Genomic DNA, 16,749 nt, shown 5'->3' with positions numbered 1-16,749 from the left:
TCAACTTAAAGCCCAGTTAAAAGAACTTTAGCGACTTCATTCATTAAGATCTCGGCAATATAGAGTGCCAAGAAAGCCAAAATTGGTGATAAGTCAATCATTCCCATATTAGGTAGTAAACGACGGAACGGCGCTAATAATGGTTCTGCCAAATCTTGAATCACCTCAATGTAAGGTGAACGAGATTGAGTGAACATAACCACCCAGCTCAAAATGATTGTCGCGAAAATTAAATAACGGCAGAAACGAATCAAGTCTTGGATCATCGTCACAAATGTCAGAATCACTAAATGAATCGGACTATTTGGCATTGAACCTGAAAGATACATCACACCGAAAATTTTCAGTAAATATAAAATAATTAAAAGAACTAACGCAGCTAAATTGAACCGGCCTTTTGCGACTGTTGGAAAAATACGGCCAAAAATATCAACAATCTTCGTCGCCTTTACTGTCGATAAAACCACAGGATTATAAGGACTTACTGCCGCCAATTGCATTAAGAACCGGAAAAAGACCAATAAAATCGCAACGTTAATTAAAATTCCAAAAATTAGCGCAGAATTTGCACCCATAGTTGTCTTATCCTATTAAAGCTATTTTGCACTGTCACTCAGTTCTTGAGCCAATTCTTGGCTACGTTTCTGTGCAGCAGCTAATGCAGATTGAATATTTTGAGAGATTTGTGCACGATCAAAAACTTCAAGTGCAGCTTGTGTAGTACCATTCGGTGAAGTCACATTTTTACGTAGTTCAGACGGAGTATTTGAACTCGTAATTGCCATTTGAGCCGCACCTAATGCTGTTTGAAGTGTTAAAGCAGTTGCAACTTTTTCATCTAGCCCTAGATTTTTACCTGCGCGGATCATACTTTCCATGAGGTAGAAAAAATACGCTGGACCTGAACCTGAAACTGCCGTTACCGCATCAATTTGAGCTTCGGAGTTTACCCAAATTGTTAAACCAGTTGCTGCTAAAATTTGACTCGTTAATTCACGGTCTGAAGCACCAACCACATCAGTCGCATAAATACCATGTGCGCCAGTTTGAACTAATGCTGGCGTATTCGGCATAACGCGTACAATTCGTTCGCTATCAATAAGATTTGATATTGTCTTAATTTCCGCACCAGCAATAATGGAAATAACCAGTTTATCCGATAATAAGCCTTTCAGCGGGCGTAGAACATTTGCTAAAACTTGTGGTTTTACAGCAAGTACTACAACATCTGCATTTTTAATTGCAGCCACATTATCTTGGGTTACATGAACTTCTTTTTCTTGTAATAAATGACGGATTTGTTCAACTGGATCTGAAACGGTAATACGTGTTGGCGGCAAACCTCTTGAAATCAGCCCGCCGATCAACGCTTGGGCCATATTACCACCACCAATAAAACAGATATTACTATTTACTACACTTGTCATAACCATATTCGCCATTTACCAGATCACAAGAATGAGAAATTAAATCTGGTTGCCATCCCCCTTGCTCACAATACGGAGACTGAGCCAACCAAAATCCTTTCGGTGTAAAAACCCCAAGCATAACATTATCTATGACTAATATTTGAATTGTATGACGAAGCCAAGGCAAAATATGTGCCTCTTGAATTGCTTTTTTTAATGGCCATTGCCCAACACGACCATATAAATGGACTTTTTCACCGCCTTGACGTCGAATTATTTTTAATTCTTTATTTAATAAAGAATGACTTAAACCAATGTCTTTAGACACAATATAAAAACTTCCAGAAGCCCCCCGCCATTTTTCTTCTAATTTAAATGCATGCTCGAGTTCAGCTTCAACCGGATTTAAAGTTTCAGCAAGATAAATCTGTTTACTTAACCTATAGAGTATATTTTGATAACGAACATAGTAAAACTGGTTCCAATGTAAAGCAGCTTGAGCATCTGACTTAGATTCAATAACTTCAGTCTTTAAGCGCTCGACCATTTCAAATGCAGGCCGATATTGCCCATCACCCTTCATCCAAGTGGAAAGTAACTGGCGCTGTCGCGCAAAAGATAACTCGGATAATTTCGTTAAATCTAAACATTCAGCCGTTCCACAATGCTTTAAATCGGCTTTCAAAACTTCTTCTAAAATTTCAGAAGTATCTTGCATGAGATAACTGGTTCGGCTCAGTGCCTGCTGCATTTTTGGAAATCGTTTTGTTAAAAATGGCCAAAGCTCTTCACGACACCACACACGATCATAATGGGTATCATAGTTCATTGGATCATCAATATACTTAACTTCAAGCTGAGCAGTCCAAAAAGTAATTTGCTCACGTGTTAGATCCAAAAAAGGGCGCCAAATTGTCATGTTTGTACGGTAATCAATAGCTTGCATCGCAGCAAGTCCATCTACACCTGTACCTGACAATAAACGTAAAATAGCTGTTTCAGCCTGATCTTGCTGATGATGAGCAAGCAATAGAATTTCATTTTGTTGTAAATGTTGCTGATAAGCTTGATAACGTGCTTGACGCGCTTGAGCTTCCAGATTCCCATTTGAAATCTGAACTTTTTGAATAATATAAGGAATATTTAAATTTGTTGATTGTCTGGCAACAAATTCCCCCCATTCTGCACTTTGTTCTTGCAGTTGATGATCAATGTAAATTGCTCGGATCTTTTGAGGGAAAATTTGAGCCATTAAATGTAGTAGTAGCATTGAATCCATGCCACCACTACATCCAATAAGAAAAGAACTATTTTCTGAAAACTCTTGAGCCTGCTTTAAGACGTGATGCCTAAATTTTCGCTGCCAAACTTCATTAAACGTTGATAACGTGCTTCGCATCGTTCATTTGCATCCATTGGTAGCAACTCTTCCAAAGCTTGCTTCAAAACCACTTTTAGGTTTTGCATAACACGCTCAGGGTCTAAATGAGCCCCTTCACCTTCATCTACTACATATTCAACAATACCTAGAGATTGTAGTTTATCTGCTGTTAAACCTAAAGCTTCACTCGCTTGAGCTGCTTTTTCAGCAGTCTTCCATAAAATAGAAGCACAACCTTCCGGTGAAATCACAGAATAAATACTATGCGATAACATAATTACTCGGTCAGCAACACCAATACCCAAAGCACCACCAGAACCGCCTTCACCGAGTACTGTTGCAACAACAGGAACTTTCAAACTTGAAAGTTGAGCAAGGCTAGTAGCAATTGCTTCAGCTTGTCCACGTTCTTCAGCACCAACACCTGGGTATGCACCCATCGTATCAATAAACGTGAACACCGGAAGATTAAAACGCTCAGCCATATCTAATAAACGCTGAGATTTACGGTAACCTTCTGGGTTCGCCATACCAAAGTTATGCTTTAATTTTTCACGGGTACTACGACCACGGTGTTGTCCAATGACCATCACAGGTTGACCGTCAAAACGAGCAAGACCACCTACCATCGCACCATCGTCACCAAACAAACGATCACCATGCAAGGCATCAAACTCTGTAAAGATTTCACCGACATAATCTAGAAACTGCGGACGATCAGGATGACGTGCAATTTGAACCGTTGTCCACGCTTTGGACTGAGTAGCTTTTTTCATAGGTCGAATATTATCCCTTTAATCGATAAATTTTTCCGACTGAATATTCAATTCAATGTCCCAATGCTTAAACTGCTCTTGCTCATCATGCAAGTCGGCAACTAACAATGGCCATTGTTTGGCATCACCAGAAACACTAAGCTGCCATTGTTGATCATTTATGATGGTCAATTCAATGGCAGGAAGCATCTGATCACTTCGACTATGGTTGAGTAAAACTGCAAGGCGAAGTAATAAACTTAAGTAAAGTAATTTATGACCGCCAGCCTTTAAAACTTCATTTTTTACATCATTACGTAATTTGCGACGATGATGAGCAACCAAATGTGAAAGATGGTTTTGATCAATTTGTGAGAAACCTGGAATATCAGAATGCTGTAATAAATAAGCACCATGACGATGGTAACCCCCATGACTAATTGCTAAACCAATTTCATGCAAATATGCGGCACGGCGCAGTAAGTCACTGTCTTCACTCGTTAAATTAAGCGGTTTTGCCACACCATCAAATAACTGTTGAGCTGTATTTACAACTCGTTCTGCTTGTTTCGGATCAGCGTTATAGCGCCCCATGAGGGCTTGTACACTACGATCTCGAATATCTTCATGCTTAAAACGACCTAACAGGTCATACATGACTCCTTCACGTAATGCACCATCAGAATATGCCAAATGTTCAATTTCTAATACTTCAAAAACTGCGTACAAAATTGCCAATCCGGCTGGCAAAACTGCTCGTCGGTCTTCTCGAAGTCCTTCAAAATCAATTTCAGAAATATTTTTGAACTTAAGTAACTTATCTTTAAGTTTATAGAGGCCTTCACGAGTGACATTTTCTTGCTCGTCACTTAACCCCATATTCACCATAATTTGACGACAGGCTTTAATAGTTCCACTTGAACCAACAACAGTGTCCCAACCTTCCATCTTATAAGTCGTTGCGATTGCTGAAAGTTCTTTACGAGCAGCAACTACTGCCTTATCGAATGCTTTTTGTGTGATTTCACCATCAGCAAAATAGGCTTTTGTATACGCTACACATCCCATTTGCAATGATTCGGTATATATAGGCTCAAACTCTTCGCCAATAATAAACTCAGTAGATCCACCACCAATATCAACGACTAAGCGACGTCCGCCATTAGCCATCGTGTGAGATACACCAAGGTAAATCAGTCGCGCTTCTTCACGACCTGCAATAATTTCAATAGGTTTGGGTAAAATTTCAGCTGCTTTTTGAATAAACTCATGGCCATTTTTGGCCTGACGTAAAGCATTGGTTGCCACAATTCTTAAACGATTGGGTTGTACTGAACTTAAACGTCCCACAAAACGAGCTAAACATGCTAATCCACGTTGTTGTGCTGCTTCTGTTAAGTTTTTATTTTCATCAAGACCAGCAGCAAGCTGCACTTTTTCTGACATTGAAGCCACTTTTTTAACTTCACCATGATCTACCCGTGCAATGGCAAGGTGAAAACTGTTCGACCCCATATCTATGGCAGCAAGTAATTCTTCATCAATCAGAAAATCAGACATTATTGAACTAAACCCATAACAATTCACGCCTAGAGTAATTCACAAGAATGCAATTGAAAAGCCATTTTCATCAACAATTAATAGACATCGATATTTTTCTATTTGTTAAACGATTGTACAAGCCGATGGTGAATATCGTGAGCATCCATTAGACAAATTCAGTTAAGCCTTGAATAATAGCATCAAACCCTTACATTGAACTAAGTAGCTATGTAATACTGATAGAGATTATATCCTCATATAGTGATAGCACTTTTTTCTAAAAATTGGAGCCGTACCATGTCTGCGACTATTGTAAATACAACTGATGATAACTTCCAAGCAGATGTTCTAGATGCAGAAACACCTGTACTTGTTGACTTCTGGGCAGGTTGGTGTGCACCTTGTAAAGCAATTGCACCTGTTCTTGAAGATTTATCAAGTGAATATGCTGGTAAAGTAAAAATCGTTAAAGTTGACGTGACTTCTTGTGAAGATACTGCAGTAAAATACAATATCCGTAATATTCCTGCTTTATTACTTTTCAAAAATGGTGAAGTAGTAGCTCAGCAAATCGGTGCTGTACCTCGTTCTAAGCTCGTTAGCTTCATTGACGAAAACGTTTAAGACGAAACGTTACAGATGAAAATACGCTATATCTCTATAGCGTATTTTTTTCGGCTATAAATTGACAAATTAGCTGATCTCACTTATATTGCATGCTCAAGAGGCACTGAAGGGAATCGTCTTCTGTCCGGCTTCTTACAAGACACAAACATAAAGATCGCCACTCGGCAACAGAAATTGTTTTTTCACATTTCTCTTCGAAACAGTTAATCAGACTTCTGAATTGTTATTGTGTAAATACAATTGCGATACTCTTTTTTGTATGCGAGCGATTTTTCTTCTTTTAAACCACACTCTACTCTTTCCTAATTCTGACCCTTATGAATTTAACTGAACTCAAGAAAAAACCAATCGGCGAACTAATTAAAATTGCTGAATTTATGGGCCTTGAAGGTATGGCTCGTAACCGAAAGCAAGATATTATCTTTGCCATCTTGAAACGCCATGCAATGAATGGCGAAGAAATTTTTGGTGACGGCGTTCTTGAAATTCTCTCTGATGGTTTTGGTTTTTTGCGCTCTGCCGCAGGTTCGTATTTAGCAGGTCCGGATGATATTTATGTGAGTCCTTCACAAATCCGACGCTTTAACTTGCGTACAGGTGATACCATCACAGGTACTATTCGCCCTCCGAAAGAAGGTGAGCGTTATTTCGCGTTACTCAAAGTTAATCAGATTAACTATGACACGCCTGAAAATTCTCGAAATAAAATTTTATTTGAAAACTTAACTCCCCTTTTCCCAACCGAACAATTGGTTATGGAACTAGGTAATGGTACAACAGAAGACTTAACTGCTCGTGTTGTCGACTTAGTTGCCCCAATTGGTAAAGGTCAACGTTCGATTATTGTTGCACCGCCAAAAGCGGGTAAAACAATGTTACTTCAAAACATTGCTCAATCTATTGTGAGAAACAATCCGGAAGTATTCCTTATTGTTTTACTTATTGATGAGCGCCCAGAAGAAGTAACTGAAATGGAACGTACTGTACGCGGTGAAGTCGTTGCTTCAACATTTGATGAAGCACCTGCACGTCACGTACAAGTAGCTGAAATGGTCATTGAAAAAGCAAAACGTCTTGTTGAACATAAAAAAGATGTTGTGATTTTGCTTGACTCTATTACACGTTTGGCTCGTGCATACAACACTGTAATCCCTTCATCAGGTAAGGTATTAACGGGTGGTGTAGATGCACATGCATTAGAACGTCCAAAACGTTTCTTTGGTGCTGCTCGTAACATCGAAGAAGGCGGTTCTTTAACAATCATCTCTACTGCACTTATTGAAACTGGCAGTAAAATGGATGATGTAATTTACGAAGAATTCAAAGGTACAGGTAACCAAGAAATTACACTTGATCGCCGTATTGCTGAGAAACGTGTCTTCCCTGCCATGAATATTAAGAAGTCAGGTACACGTCGTGAAGAACGTTTAATGGATGAAGATAAATTACGTAAAGTCTGGATTCTTCGCAAACTCCTTCATCCTATGGATGAGTTGGCTGCTATGGAATTCTTACTTGACCGTATGAAAGAAACTAAAACAAATGATGATTTCTTTGATCAAATGAAACGTAAAGCTTCAACTTAATCATTAATTTGTTCCAAAAAAGCTACTCTCATAAGTAGCTTTTTTATTTGGTTGACATGCTTTACACAAAACTACATTTTACTATTCCTTATGTAAGGATATATTTAAGCTTTTGAAAACAAATATTTTTAATATAAAAAAATTATGTTTTTTAGTAGCTTACTTATACCTTTTCCAATATATCTAATCTATTTGATTGTTTTTTTCTGTTAAAAAACAGACTGTTTTTTCGATTTTTCTGCGCTTTTTTGACAGGTGACAGTAGTATTTCAACATTCGCAGTGATAGCATAGCGGCAGACCAGTTAGACTGCTCCATGCGTTGTTACCTAGCTACGTTTAGGAATAATAAAAGCAAAACAGCCTAACTTAGGTTTTTTTAATCTCAAATTTTTTTTGTGAGAGTGATGCCATGTTATTCAAAAAATTCGCTGTTGCTGCTGCTGTTGCTGCTACTTTAGCTTTCGTTGGTTGTTCTAAGAAAGAAGAAGCTCCAGCTGCTGCTGCTGCTTCTGAAGCTGTAGCTGCTGCTTCTGAAGCTACTGCTGCTGCTTCTGAAGCTGCTACTGCTGTTGACGCTGCTGCTTCTGAAACTGCTGCTGCTGCTTCTGAAGCTACTGCTGCTGCTTCTGAAGCTACTGCTTCTGCTGACGCTGCTGCTTCTGCTGCACACTAATCTATATTCTAGATTAGATAAAAAAAGAGGACTTTATGTCCTCTTTTTTTTATGCTTAAAATTTTATAAATTCAGTGCAGCTGCTCTTGATATAATGATATAAAGTATTTCTAGGCTTACATTAAATACAATTCATTCAAAACCAATTAGAACCAAACATAAATAAAAAAAAAGCAGATCAATCGATCTGCTCATTTCCAACGCGTTGTCTAAATTTCTGACCCGCTCTAAAGGTCACTACACGACGTGCAGAAATCGGAATTTCTTCGCCTGTTTTTGGATTACGTCCTGGACGCTCGCGTTTATCTCTAAGTTCGAAATTACCAAAACCAGAAAGCTTAACCTGCTCACCTGCGATAAGCGCTTGGCTAATTTCGTCAAAGAACAACTCGACCATTTGTTTTGCTTCACGGCGATTTAAGCTGGTTAACTCACTTAAATGATCAGCCATGTCTGCTTTAGTTAGTGCTGTCATGAGGCCCTCAATGTCGCTTGATAAGTGTTTTCCAACACTTGGATTATATTGTCCATACCAGATTTAATTTCAGCATCTTCAAGCGTACGTGAAGGATGTTGCCATAATAATGCAAACGCTAATGAGCGCTTACCTTCTTCGACACCCTGCCCCGTATACACATCGAATAACCAAGTAGAGTCTAAAAGCTCTCCACCAGTTTTTTCGATTAACTGCTGAATATCTCTAACATTTATATTATCAGAGATTAAAAGCGCAATATCACGTCTAACCGAAGGAAAACGTGATAATTCTGTAAAATTAGATACATAAGATTGCAAAACTGCTGCCTGATCAAGCTCAGCAACCCAAGTTGTGCTCAAATCGAGCTCATTTTCTAAAGATGGGTGCAAACGGCCTAGGTAACCAATTGATTTACCATCAACTAAAATTTCAGCTGATTGTCCTGGATGTAACCAAGTACGCTCTGAACGAACATATTCAACTTTGACACGTCCAGCAGCTAAAACTTCTTCTACTTCACCTTTGAAATCGAAGAAATCCATTGGCTGTGGCTTAGCATGCCATGATTCTGGTTCACGAGAACCTACAGCAATTAACGCTAATGTCGGGATTTGCTTTAAGTCTTGAATAGAAGTGGCATCTTGATAATCAAAACGCAAACCAAGCTCAAAGAAACGCACACGGCTTTGTTGACGGTTTAAATTATATTGGACGCAAGGAATTAAACTAGAAAGTAAAGTACTACGCATTGCAGCCAAATCACTTGAAATTGGATTTGCTAGCATGAGTGGATTTACTTCTGGATTTAATTGCTTTTCAAGTTTTGCATCAGCAAAGCTAAAGCTAATTGCTTCTTGATAACCCAAAGTGACTACTGTTTGGCGTAGTTGTGCAATTTCAAAACGATCTTGGTACTTAGCAAGCTGAACATCCATACTTGGTAAGCTGATCTGAATATTGTCATAACCATCAATACGTGCAACTTCTTCAATCAAATCTTGATAAATTGCCATATCGTAGCGATGTGATGGTGGAACAACGCTCCACTCACCTTCAGCTTTAACAGTTACTTTACACCCTAGTCGAGTTAAAGCATCTGTAATGAACTCAGCAGCAACTTGATATCCCAATAATTGGTCTACTTGAGCTTGCTTAAGTTCAATAGCTTCACGTTTTGGAAGTAAATCAGTTTTTTCAGCTACAGTAATTGGGCCAAACTCACCACCCGCCAACTCTTGAATGAGCTGAGAAGCACGATTCATCGCAATTAATGGCAATTCAAAATCTACACCGCGTTCATAACGTTGCGAAGAATCTGTATGTAAACCAAAACGGCGAGCACGCCCAGCAATCGCAAGTGGAGCGAAGAATGCGCTCTCCAAGAAGATATCAGCTGTATCATCAGTTACACTTGATGCTAGACCGCCCATAATACCAGCGATTGCTAGTGCTTTCTGGTCATCTGCAATAACCATCACATCTTCTTGCAACTCAACTTCTTGATCATTCAAAAGTTGCAACTTTTCTAGTGGATGAGCTTGACGTACATGTACAGTTCCTTCGATTTTAGCTAAATCGAAAGCATGCATTGGCTGACCTAATTCCATGAGGACATAGTTCGTTACATCAACCAGAATACTGTGAGTACGAATTCCTGAACGTGCTAAAGCTTGTTCCATCCACTCTGGAGTTGCAGCTTTTATATTCACGTTTTTAACTACACGTCCTAAGTAGCGTGGAGCACCATCCGTGCTAATCACTACTTTTTTCTCATCAGTGATTGTCGCATCAACTGATTTGATTTCAGGCTCATTCATTTGCAGTTGGTTAATTACTGCAATCTCACGTGCGATACCACGGATACTGAAACAGTCACCACGGTTTGGTGTAATACTGATATCGATGACGTTATCATCAAGTTTCAAATATTCACGGATGTTTACCCCTACTGGAGCATCGGTAGGTAGCTCAAGCAAACCATCGATTTTATCTTCAAGGTCAATTTCAGAAGCGCCGCACAGCATACCTTGTGATTCGATGCCACGAAGCTTACCTTTTTTGATTTTAAAATCGCCTGGTAATACTGCACCAATAGTTGCTACAGGTGCTTTCATTCCAACACGAACGTTAGGAGCACCACATACAATTTGCAGAGGTTCACCTGAACCAATGTTAACTGTTGTTACACGCAGACGGTCTGCATCTGGATGTTGTTCAACTGTTAAAACTTCACCAACCACAACTCCAGTAAATGGCTTAGCAACAGGTGCTAGTTCATCTACCTCAAGACCAAGCATAGTCAACTGATCAGATAATGTATCACTATCAATGGCTGGGTTAACCCATGTGCGTAACCAATTTTCGCTAATCTTCATCTTTATAAACCTTATTTAATCCTGAAAAAATGTTAGGCAAATTGGCGTAAGAAACGCACATCATTTTGATAGAACATACGTAAGTCATTGATGCCATAACGCAACATTGCAAAACGCTCTACCCCTAAACCAAAAGCAAAGCCTTTGTATTTATCAGGATCAATACCCGCAGCACGTAGTACATTTGGATGTACCATGCCACAGCCTAATACTTCTAACCAACGTCCACGCTCATCCATGATATCCACTTCTGCACTAGGCTCTGTAAATGGGAAATATGATGGGCGGAAACGTACTTTTAAATCTTTCTCAAAAAATTCATTCAGTAGGTTAATTAATAAACCTTTTAATTCAGCAAAGCTGGTGTTCTCAGCAACGTACAAGCCTTCGATTTGATGGAACATTGGCGAATGCGTTTGGTCTGAGTCACAGCGGTATACACGGCCAGGACATACAATACGAATTGGCGGCTGACTTGTTTCCATGGTACGAATTTGCACACCAGAAGTATGCGTACGCAACAAATGGTTTGCATCGAAATAGAAAGTATCGTGCATAGCACGTGCAGGATGGTGCCCAGGAATATTTAATGCTTCAAAGTTATGATAGTCATCTTCAACTTCTGGTCCTGTTGCAACCGTAAAACCAGCTTTAGTAAAGAACTGGCAAATACGTTCTTGCACTTGAGTAACAGGATGAACTGTACCAATGCGCTGTCCACGGCCTGGCAAAGTAATATCAATGGTCTCATTTGCTAGTTTTTGCGCTAGCGCAGCTTGTTGTAATGCCGTTTGACGCTCAGTTAAAGCGCTATTAATTGTTTCTCGAACAGCATGAATCGCAGCACCTTGTACTTTACGTTCTTCAGGGTCCATTTTCCCTAATGCTTTCGATTGTTCTGCAAGCTGGCTTTTTTTCCCTGTAAATTGCACACGCACCTGATCAAGTGCAACAAGGTCTTGAGCTGCTGCAATGGCAGCAAGCGCTTCTGTGGTCAGGGCTTCCAGTGACATATTAACTCTCAAAGCAACAAATTTAAAAATATAATAAAACACTGCATTCTAACAGTTTTTCACCGTATTGATGAAGTTTATCCATCATGAAAAATGTATTAGGCAACAAAAAGATAAAACGTATAAAATAATACTATCGTCAATGAGATCAATTATTATGGCGCTCAATCAGATTTGGAAACAACAACTTACACTTGTGACCTACGGTAATGAATACCTTCGCCAGAATTTAAGCTTCAATCAATGGCGACAACATCATATTTTTGACCAACATAGTTTTCAGTTTCGTGACTTAATTTCACAGCATTTACTTGCTCAACATTTCCAAGTTTGGCTAGAAGCACTCAAAAAACAGGGAACAACCCAAATCTCTCTTCACTTATCAACCATCTTAAATGAAGAGCAAAATCCAAATAATAATGTAGAACTTTTACCCTATACCCATTTTATTGTGAGCCATCAAAACAATAAAAAAATCGCATGGATTTTTGGCCATGAGCTTGCCGAATGGTACAGCAGCGATAATGAATTTGAAGCGCCTTTAAATCAGCGTAGTGATTTACGTTTAGAAACTTTCTGGCGTTTTGAACTGAACGAAAAATTATCCAAGAAAGTTGATGCTGACTTAAAAGTACCTCAATGGGATGAAATAGCTGACTTTATGGAAACTGAGTTATTTCGAAGTAAGTATGCAGCAGGTTTTGAAGAACCAGAATTTCTGAAAAAATATTTTGATGGGTCAACACATCAAATTTCGGTAGATCATCAACCGACTCTTGCTCTTATTCCTGAAAACTACCCAGCTGATTGTGCACATCAACTCCTCTACCGCACTCAGGCTTTATCAGATTATTTAGAGCAGAAGAAACGCACCGCAAATGATCCTTTAGGGGAAGACTTAGACCAAGAACAAATTATTAACTTAAGAAATTTTACCCACAAAACTGACGACCTATTTGCAAAGCTGATTGTGAAAGCAGCAAATCACTATCAAACAGCTCAATTAAAGCCTGTTGAGAAACCCTCTCCTTTTGATGCAACGAATGAGTCTGCAACCCATTTAAAAGCACCTCATCATAAGGCTGGAGGAACAGGTGTAATCAAGCTTATTGTTCTAACCATCATTATTTGTGCCTTAGCTTATTATTTTGGTCTTTAATCAAGATTAAAGTTCCCATTGATAAAGTAATTCTGTTATTCCGAGGCCGAACTCTGGTAGTTCGGCCTCATCAATTAACTTTGCTCCCATTTTTTCATAGAAGAAACGACTCGGATTTTTATTAAAAACCTCTAAACGAATAAAAGCATAACCTTGCTTTAAAGCGCATTGATAGAACTTTTGGAATAACTCACGGCCTATGCCTTGTTTTTGAACTTCTTTTAAAAGATAAAAAGCAAGAATTTCAGCAACGTTATTTTCTGGATTTAAATAACCATCGAGAAAGCCTTTTACTACTCCATTTTCAGTATAGATAAATAACTTATGATCAGGACTTCTGCTTATCTCTTTCCATAACTGTTCTTTATCTAGTACGTTAAGCTCATCTAATATTTCTTGCTTAACTATATCGGCATAGGTTTCTTTCCAACCTTGCACATGTACTTCTGCAATAGATAATGCATCCTTAAATGATGCTATACGAATATCTGTGTCATTTAATGGTTTCAATTCACTCCCCTCACGTCACTACTCTTTAGAGTGAAGCATTGATATCGCACCAACCTACTCAGTTAAAAGCAGCTCTCGAACATGCATTAAAGCAAACCCCAACAAATTTAGACCTTGCCATAGAGAAGGATCTTGGATATGTGGATGGTCTTGGGCCATACCAATACCCCAAATTTTATCGACAGGAGATGCTTCAACCAAAATACGGTCTTTCGTTGCTAATAAGAATTTTTTTAACTCCGGATGCTGTGAGAATTTAGCAAAATTCGCCTGCACCACGATGTCAAAACGTTTTTCTTGCCATATCTGTTCATTATAATTACGTACTTTACGGCCTAATTGCTTCGCTTCATTCGGATGTTTAACCTGCAAAATCTGTGCAAAAATTTCTTTATCATTAAATAATTTTGCTTTTTGTGCCATCATATAGTGCTCAGCAGTAAAGTATTCAATACCTTCTACATTAAATTGCGCAGGAAACCACTGGCTAAAACAGCTTTTATCAATAAGATTAGCTTTCTTAGGAGTATGTCCCCAGAAATATAAATATTTGAACTGGTGACCTTGCTGTACTTTTTGAATTAAATCATTTAGAAATTTTTCGTCTTTCATCATTTATCTCTGATTATTTTCTTTTTTAAAATAGAACCACTAAAAATAAAAAAGACCGCTAAAAAGCGGTCTTTTTTTGAATCTCTAAGCTTATGCAGCTAATGCGCCTTTAGCTTTTTCAGCTAAAGCAGCAAATGCTACTGCATCATGCATAGCGATGTCAGCTAATACGCGACGGTCGATGATCACTTGAGCTTTTTTCAAGCCATCGATCATACGGCTGTAAGACAAACCGTTTTGACGAGCACCAGCATTGATACGCGCAATCCATAGAGCACGGAATTGACGTTTCTTTTGACGGCGGTCACGGTAAGCGTATTGACCAGCTTTGATTACCGCTTGGAACGCTACGCGGTAAACGCGTGAACGAGCACCATAGTAACCTTTAGCGCGAGCAAGAATTTTTTTGTGACGACGATGAGCCACTACACCACGTTTTACACGAGCCATTTATAATCTCCTTAGATGTATGGGCACATACGACGAACTGAATTCATGTCAGAAACATGAACCATTACACAGCCGCGTAATTGACGGATACGTTTAGCAGATTTTTTGGTCAAGATGTGGCGCTTGAACGCTTGTTTACGCTTAAAACCGTTTGCAGTCGCTTTGAAGCGTTTAGCTGCACCACGGCGAGTTTTTAACTTAGCCATAGTAACCTCTTTTAGGCACCTGTTCGGCGCGATTGCACCATTGCAAAATCGACCTGCAGGTAAGGAAGCGCGTATTTTATAGCATGCTGACTAAAATTAAAACTACTCGTAGCATTTTTTTGGATTGATGTCTTAACAAATTAAAAATTTATATTGTTTATTTAGAGATTGGTCACTGCTAATAAATTCAACATCATGGCTTGTTTAGCTCTATAATATGTTCAAATTATCAACATACGATATTTCAAATGCAGAAACATGATGCATTCGCTGCACTGCGCTATAGAGATTTCTCTATTGTTACCATTAATCAATTTTGCTTAACGTTAGCAATTTTGATTCAAGAAATTATTGTTGCTTATTCACTTTATCAAATTACCAAAGATCCTCTAACTTTAGGTTTAATTGGTCTCGCAGAAGCCATTCCATTTATTGCCCTATCCCTTTGGGGTGGCTATTTTGCTGATAAGTTTAATAAACAGGTCATCATGAAAATCTGTTTATTTTTCTCAGTGCCTCTACCTTTAGTTTTGTGGCTGTTGTTCCATCTGTATGGTTTAGGCCATATCAGCGTAAATTTCCTTTCTTGGGGTATTTATGCAGTCATTTTTGGCTTAGGTACCATACGCGGGTTTTATAATCCCTCTGCTACATCATTGAAACCATTCTTAATTCCACGCGAGCTTTATGCCAATGGCGCAACATGGACAACGATTGGTTGGCAAAGTGGTGTGATTATTGGGCCTATGCTAGGTGGGTTTATGCTTGCTTATTTAGGCAGAGAAACCAGTCTTTTTAGTGTTGCAGCCCTACTCAGCATCTGTTTTATTCTGATTAATTTATTACAAAAACGAAGCTTTCCTAAAATTGAAACTACCAATGTATTAGAAAGTTTAGGTGATGGTTTCCGCTTTATCTGGAAAACCAAAATAGTTCTCTGGGCTATTTCATTAGACCTTGCCTCTGTTTTATTTGGAGGTGTGATTGCCCTACTACCTATCTTTGCCGAAGATATTTTAAAAGTGGGACCAGAAGGCTTAGGTTATCTGCGTGCAGCACCATCTATTGGTGCTCTCATTACCATGATTGCTTTGACACGTTTTCCACCAACCCAGCATGCATGGCGTAACATGCTACTTGCAGTTGCTGGGTTTGGTGTATTTACGATTCTTTTCGCTTTCTCAAACAATATGTGGTTATCACTATTTGCACTGGCCATGACAGGTGCTTGTGACAGTATTTCAGTTGTGGTTAGACAAACCATTTTGCAAATATTCCCACCAGAAAATATGCGTGGTCGCGTTGCGGCTGTAAATGGAATGTTTGTTTCATCCAGTAATGAGCTGGGTGCATTTGAATCGGGCTTAGCGGCCAAATATTTGGGAACTATTGCAGCGACTATTTTTGGCGGTTGCATGACGCTTGCAGTGGTCACCTTCTGTTGGCTAAAAACCAATGACCTCTTTAAAGTTGATATTACCAAAAGCTCAGAAGACTAATTAAATCGTTTTAATAAAAGCATCTTCGGATGCTTTTATTTTAAATAAAATCGGTAATGACCCAATAAATGAAAATATAACGCCCAGCCTTAGCAATAAGAACCATAAATAAGAAGCGCCAAAAATTTTCCTTGAACAAGCCAGCAACCAAAGTAATAGGGTCACCAATCACAGGGGTCCAACTTAAAAGCAGCGAATAAAAGCCATACCTATGATAAAAACGTTGAGCTTGTTCTAGGCGTTTTTCAGAAACTGGGAACCATTTTTTATGTTTAAACTGTTCTATTTTTAAACCTAGCCACCAGTTCACACATGAACCGAGTACATTTCCGAAAGTAGCAATCGAAATAAGAAGAAACGCAGAATGTTGATTTTTTAATAACAACGCAGCAAGTACAGCTTCTGATTGTAGCGGTAATAATGTAGCCGCCCCAAAAGCACTCAAAAAAAGTAAAAAGTAACTTAGCATTTT

19 protein-coding genes and 1 pseudogene are annotated in these 16,749 nt (G+C 38.8%); 5 read left to right on the top strand and 15 right to left on the bottom strand.

Annotated elements, in window-relative coordinates; translation table 11 throughout:
• Positions 1-5: 5 nt before the first annotated feature.
• The 5 genes from ACIF8R_RS10230 to ppx are packed head-to-tail and all read right to left on the bottom strand — an operon-like array spanning position 6 to position 5,105.
• Positions 6-575 carry a YggT family protein gene (locus tag ACIF8R_RS10230; protein ID WP_002054582.1) on the bottom strand — a complete coding sequence of 190 codons (570 nt, stop codon included), beginning with the start codon at positions 573-575 and terminating at the stop codon, positions 6-8.
• A gap of 21 nt (positions 576-596) precedes the next feature.
• On the bottom strand, positions 597-1,433 hold the full coding sequence (proC, locus tag ACIF8R_RS10225) for a pyrroline-5-carboxylate reductase (RefSeq protein ID WP_396480575.1): 837 nt from the start codon (positions 1,431-1,433) through the stop codon (positions 597-599).
• Entirely contained in the window at positions 1,408-2,808 is a 1,401-nt protein-coding gene (gene tilS, locus ACIF8R_RS10220; RefSeq protein ID WP_396480543.1) for a tRNA lysidine(34) synthetase TilS, read from the bottom strand. The genes proC and tilS overlap by 26 nt, the downstream gene beginning before the upstream one ends.
• Complete coding sequence (locus ACIF8R_RS10215; protein ID WP_213688850.1) at positions 2,745-3,566, bottom strand: acetyl-CoA carboxylase carboxyltransferase subunit alpha; 822 nt, start codon at positions 3,564-3,566, stop codon at positions 2,745-2,747. Before ACIF8R_RS10215 ends, tilS begins: the two co-directional genes overlap by 64 nt.
• 18 nt (positions 3,567-3,584) lie before the next feature.
• Positions 3,585-5,105, bottom strand: a complete 1,521-nt coding sequence (ppx, locus tag ACIF8R_RS10210; RefSeq protein WP_396480541.1) for an exopolyphosphatase — start codon at positions 5,103-5,105, stop codon at positions 3,585-3,587.
• Between the two features lie 279 nt (positions 5,106-5,384).
• Here ppx and trxA point away from each other — a divergent pair, with 279 nt between their 5' ends.
• Together trxA and rho are read left to right on the top strand one after the other, a co-directional pair.
• On the top strand, positions 5,385-5,711 hold the full coding sequence (gene trxA / locus ACIF8R_RS10205) for a thioredoxin (protein WP_002054512.1): 327 nt from the start codon (positions 5,385-5,387) through the stop codon (positions 5,709-5,711).
• Positions 5,712-6,031: 320 nt separating this feature from the next.
• Positions 6,032-7,300, top strand: a complete 1,269-nt coding sequence (rho, locus tag ACIF8R_RS10200) for a transcription termination factor Rho (RefSeq protein ID WP_001054522.1) — start codon at positions 6,032-6,034, stop codon at positions 7,298-7,300.
• 183 nt (positions 7,301-7,483) lie between these two features.
• Here the strand turns inward: rho and ACIF8R_RS10195 are convergent, their stop codons facing one another.
• Positions 7,484-7,618 (bottom strand): hypothetical protein, encoded by a 135-nt coding sequence (locus tag ACIF8R_RS10195; RefSeq protein WP_311069604.1) that lies wholly within the window; start codon positions 7,616-7,618, stop codon positions 7,484-7,486.
• A gap of 93 nt (positions 7,619-7,711) precedes the next feature.
• On the opposite strand from ACIF8R_RS10195, the gene ACIF8R_RS10190 reads away from it, so the two are divergent.
• On the top strand, positions 7,712-7,975 hold the full coding sequence (locus ACIF8R_RS10190) for a hypothetical protein (protein WP_022575752.1): 264 nt from the start codon (positions 7,712-7,714) through the stop codon (positions 7,973-7,975).
• Positions 7,976-8,153: 178 nt separating this feature from the next.
• On the opposite strand, the gene ACIF8R_RS10185 is transcribed toward ACIF8R_RS10190, so the two are convergent.
• Genes ACIF8R_RS10185 through pheS form a run of 3 tightly spaced genes read right to left on the bottom strand, consistent with a single transcriptional unit; the run spans position 8,154 to position 11,841 of the window.
• Positions 8,154-8,450 carry an integration host factor subunit alpha gene (locus ACIF8R_RS10185; RefSeq protein ID WP_000126166.1) on the bottom strand — a complete coding sequence of 99 codons (297 nt, stop codon included), beginning with the start codon at positions 8,448-8,450 and terminating at the stop codon, positions 8,154-8,156.
• A complete protein-coding gene (gene pheT / locus ACIF8R_RS10180; RefSeq protein ID WP_396480539.1) occupies positions 8,447-10,828 on the bottom strand; it encodes a phenylalanine--tRNA ligase subunit beta in 2,382 nt (793 codons plus the stop codon). Before pheT ends, ACIF8R_RS10185 begins: the two co-directional genes overlap by 4 nt.
• A 32-nt stretch (positions 10,829-10,860) precedes the next feature.
• Positions 10,861-11,841: a phenylalanine--tRNA ligase subunit alpha gene (gene pheS / locus ACIF8R_RS10175; protein WP_002054514.1), complete on the bottom strand. Its 981-nt coding sequence runs from the start codon at positions 11,839-11,841 to the stop codon at positions 10,861-10,863.
• A 157-nt stretch (positions 11,842-11,998) separates the two neighbouring features.
• Between pheS and ACIF8R_RS10170 the strand changes: the two genes are divergently transcribed.
• Positions 11,999-13,000: a hypothetical protein gene (locus tag ACIF8R_RS10170; RefSeq protein ID WP_200001352.1), complete on the top strand. Its 1,002-nt coding sequence runs from the start codon at positions 11,999-12,001 to the stop codon at positions 12,998-13,000.
• Between the two features lie 6 nt (positions 13,001-13,006).
• Here the strand turns inward: ACIF8R_RS10170 and ACIF8R_RS10165 are convergent, their stop codons facing one another.
• The 5 genes and pseudogenes from ACIF8R_RS10165 to ACIF8R_RS10145 form a co-directional block, all read right to left on the bottom strand.
• Positions 13,007-13,510 (bottom strand): GNAT family N-acetyltransferase, encoded by a 504-nt coding sequence (locus ACIF8R_RS10165; protein ID WP_212285037.1) that lies wholly within the window; start codon positions 13,508-13,510, stop codon positions 13,007-13,009.
• Between the two features lie 54 nt (positions 13,511-13,564).
• Positions 13,565-14,122 (bottom strand): NADAR family protein, encoded by a 558-nt coding sequence (locus ACIF8R_RS10160; RefSeq protein WP_396480573.1) that lies wholly within the window; start codon positions 14,120-14,122, stop codon positions 13,565-13,567.
• Between the two features lie 90 nt (positions 14,123-14,212).
• On the bottom strand, positions 14,213-14,572 hold the full coding sequence (gene rplT, locus ACIF8R_RS10155; protein ID WP_000124858.1) for a 50S ribosomal protein L20: 360 nt from the start codon (positions 14,570-14,572) through the stop codon (positions 14,213-14,215).
• Positions 14,573-14,583: 11 nt separating this feature from the next.
• Positions 14,584-14,778 carry a 50S ribosomal protein L35 gene (gene rpmI / locus ACIF8R_RS10150; protein ID WP_002054552.1) on the bottom strand — a complete coding sequence of 65 codons (195 nt, stop codon included), beginning with the start codon at positions 14,776-14,778 and terminating at the stop codon, positions 14,584-14,586.
• An 11-nt stretch (positions 14,779-14,789) separates the two neighbouring features.
• Positions 14,790-14,897 (bottom strand): annotated as a pseudogene (locus ACIF8R_RS10145) (hypothetical protein); the annotation flags it as partial.
• Positions 14,898-15,026: 129 nt separating this feature from the next.
• Here ACIF8R_RS10145 and nreB point away from each other — a divergent pair.
• Positions 15,027-16,277, top strand: a complete 1,251-nt coding sequence (gene nreB, locus ACIF8R_RS10140) for a nickel resistance MFS transporter NreB (RefSeq protein ID WP_396480536.1) — start codon at positions 15,027-15,029, stop codon at positions 16,275-16,277.
• Positions 16,278-16,317: 40 nt separating this feature from the next.
• Here the strand turns inward: nreB and ACIF8R_RS10135 are convergent, their stop codons facing one another.
• Positions 16,318-16,746 (bottom strand): YqaA family protein, encoded by a 429-nt coding sequence (locus ACIF8R_RS10135; RefSeq protein WP_396480534.1) that lies wholly within the window; start codon positions 16,744-16,746, stop codon positions 16,318-16,320.
• Positions 16,747-16,749 lie beyond the last annotated feature (3 nt).

The organism is Acinetobacter sp. ABJ_C4_1, from assembly GCF_044538495.1.
In the GTDB taxonomy this organism is placed as follows: Bacteria; Pseudomonadota; Gammaproteobacteria; order Pseudomonadales; family Moraxellaceae; genus Acinetobacter; species Acinetobacter nosocomialis_A.
Note: the sequence above shows the minus strand (reverse complement) of the source record. Positions and strands in the feature narration are given on the sequence as shown.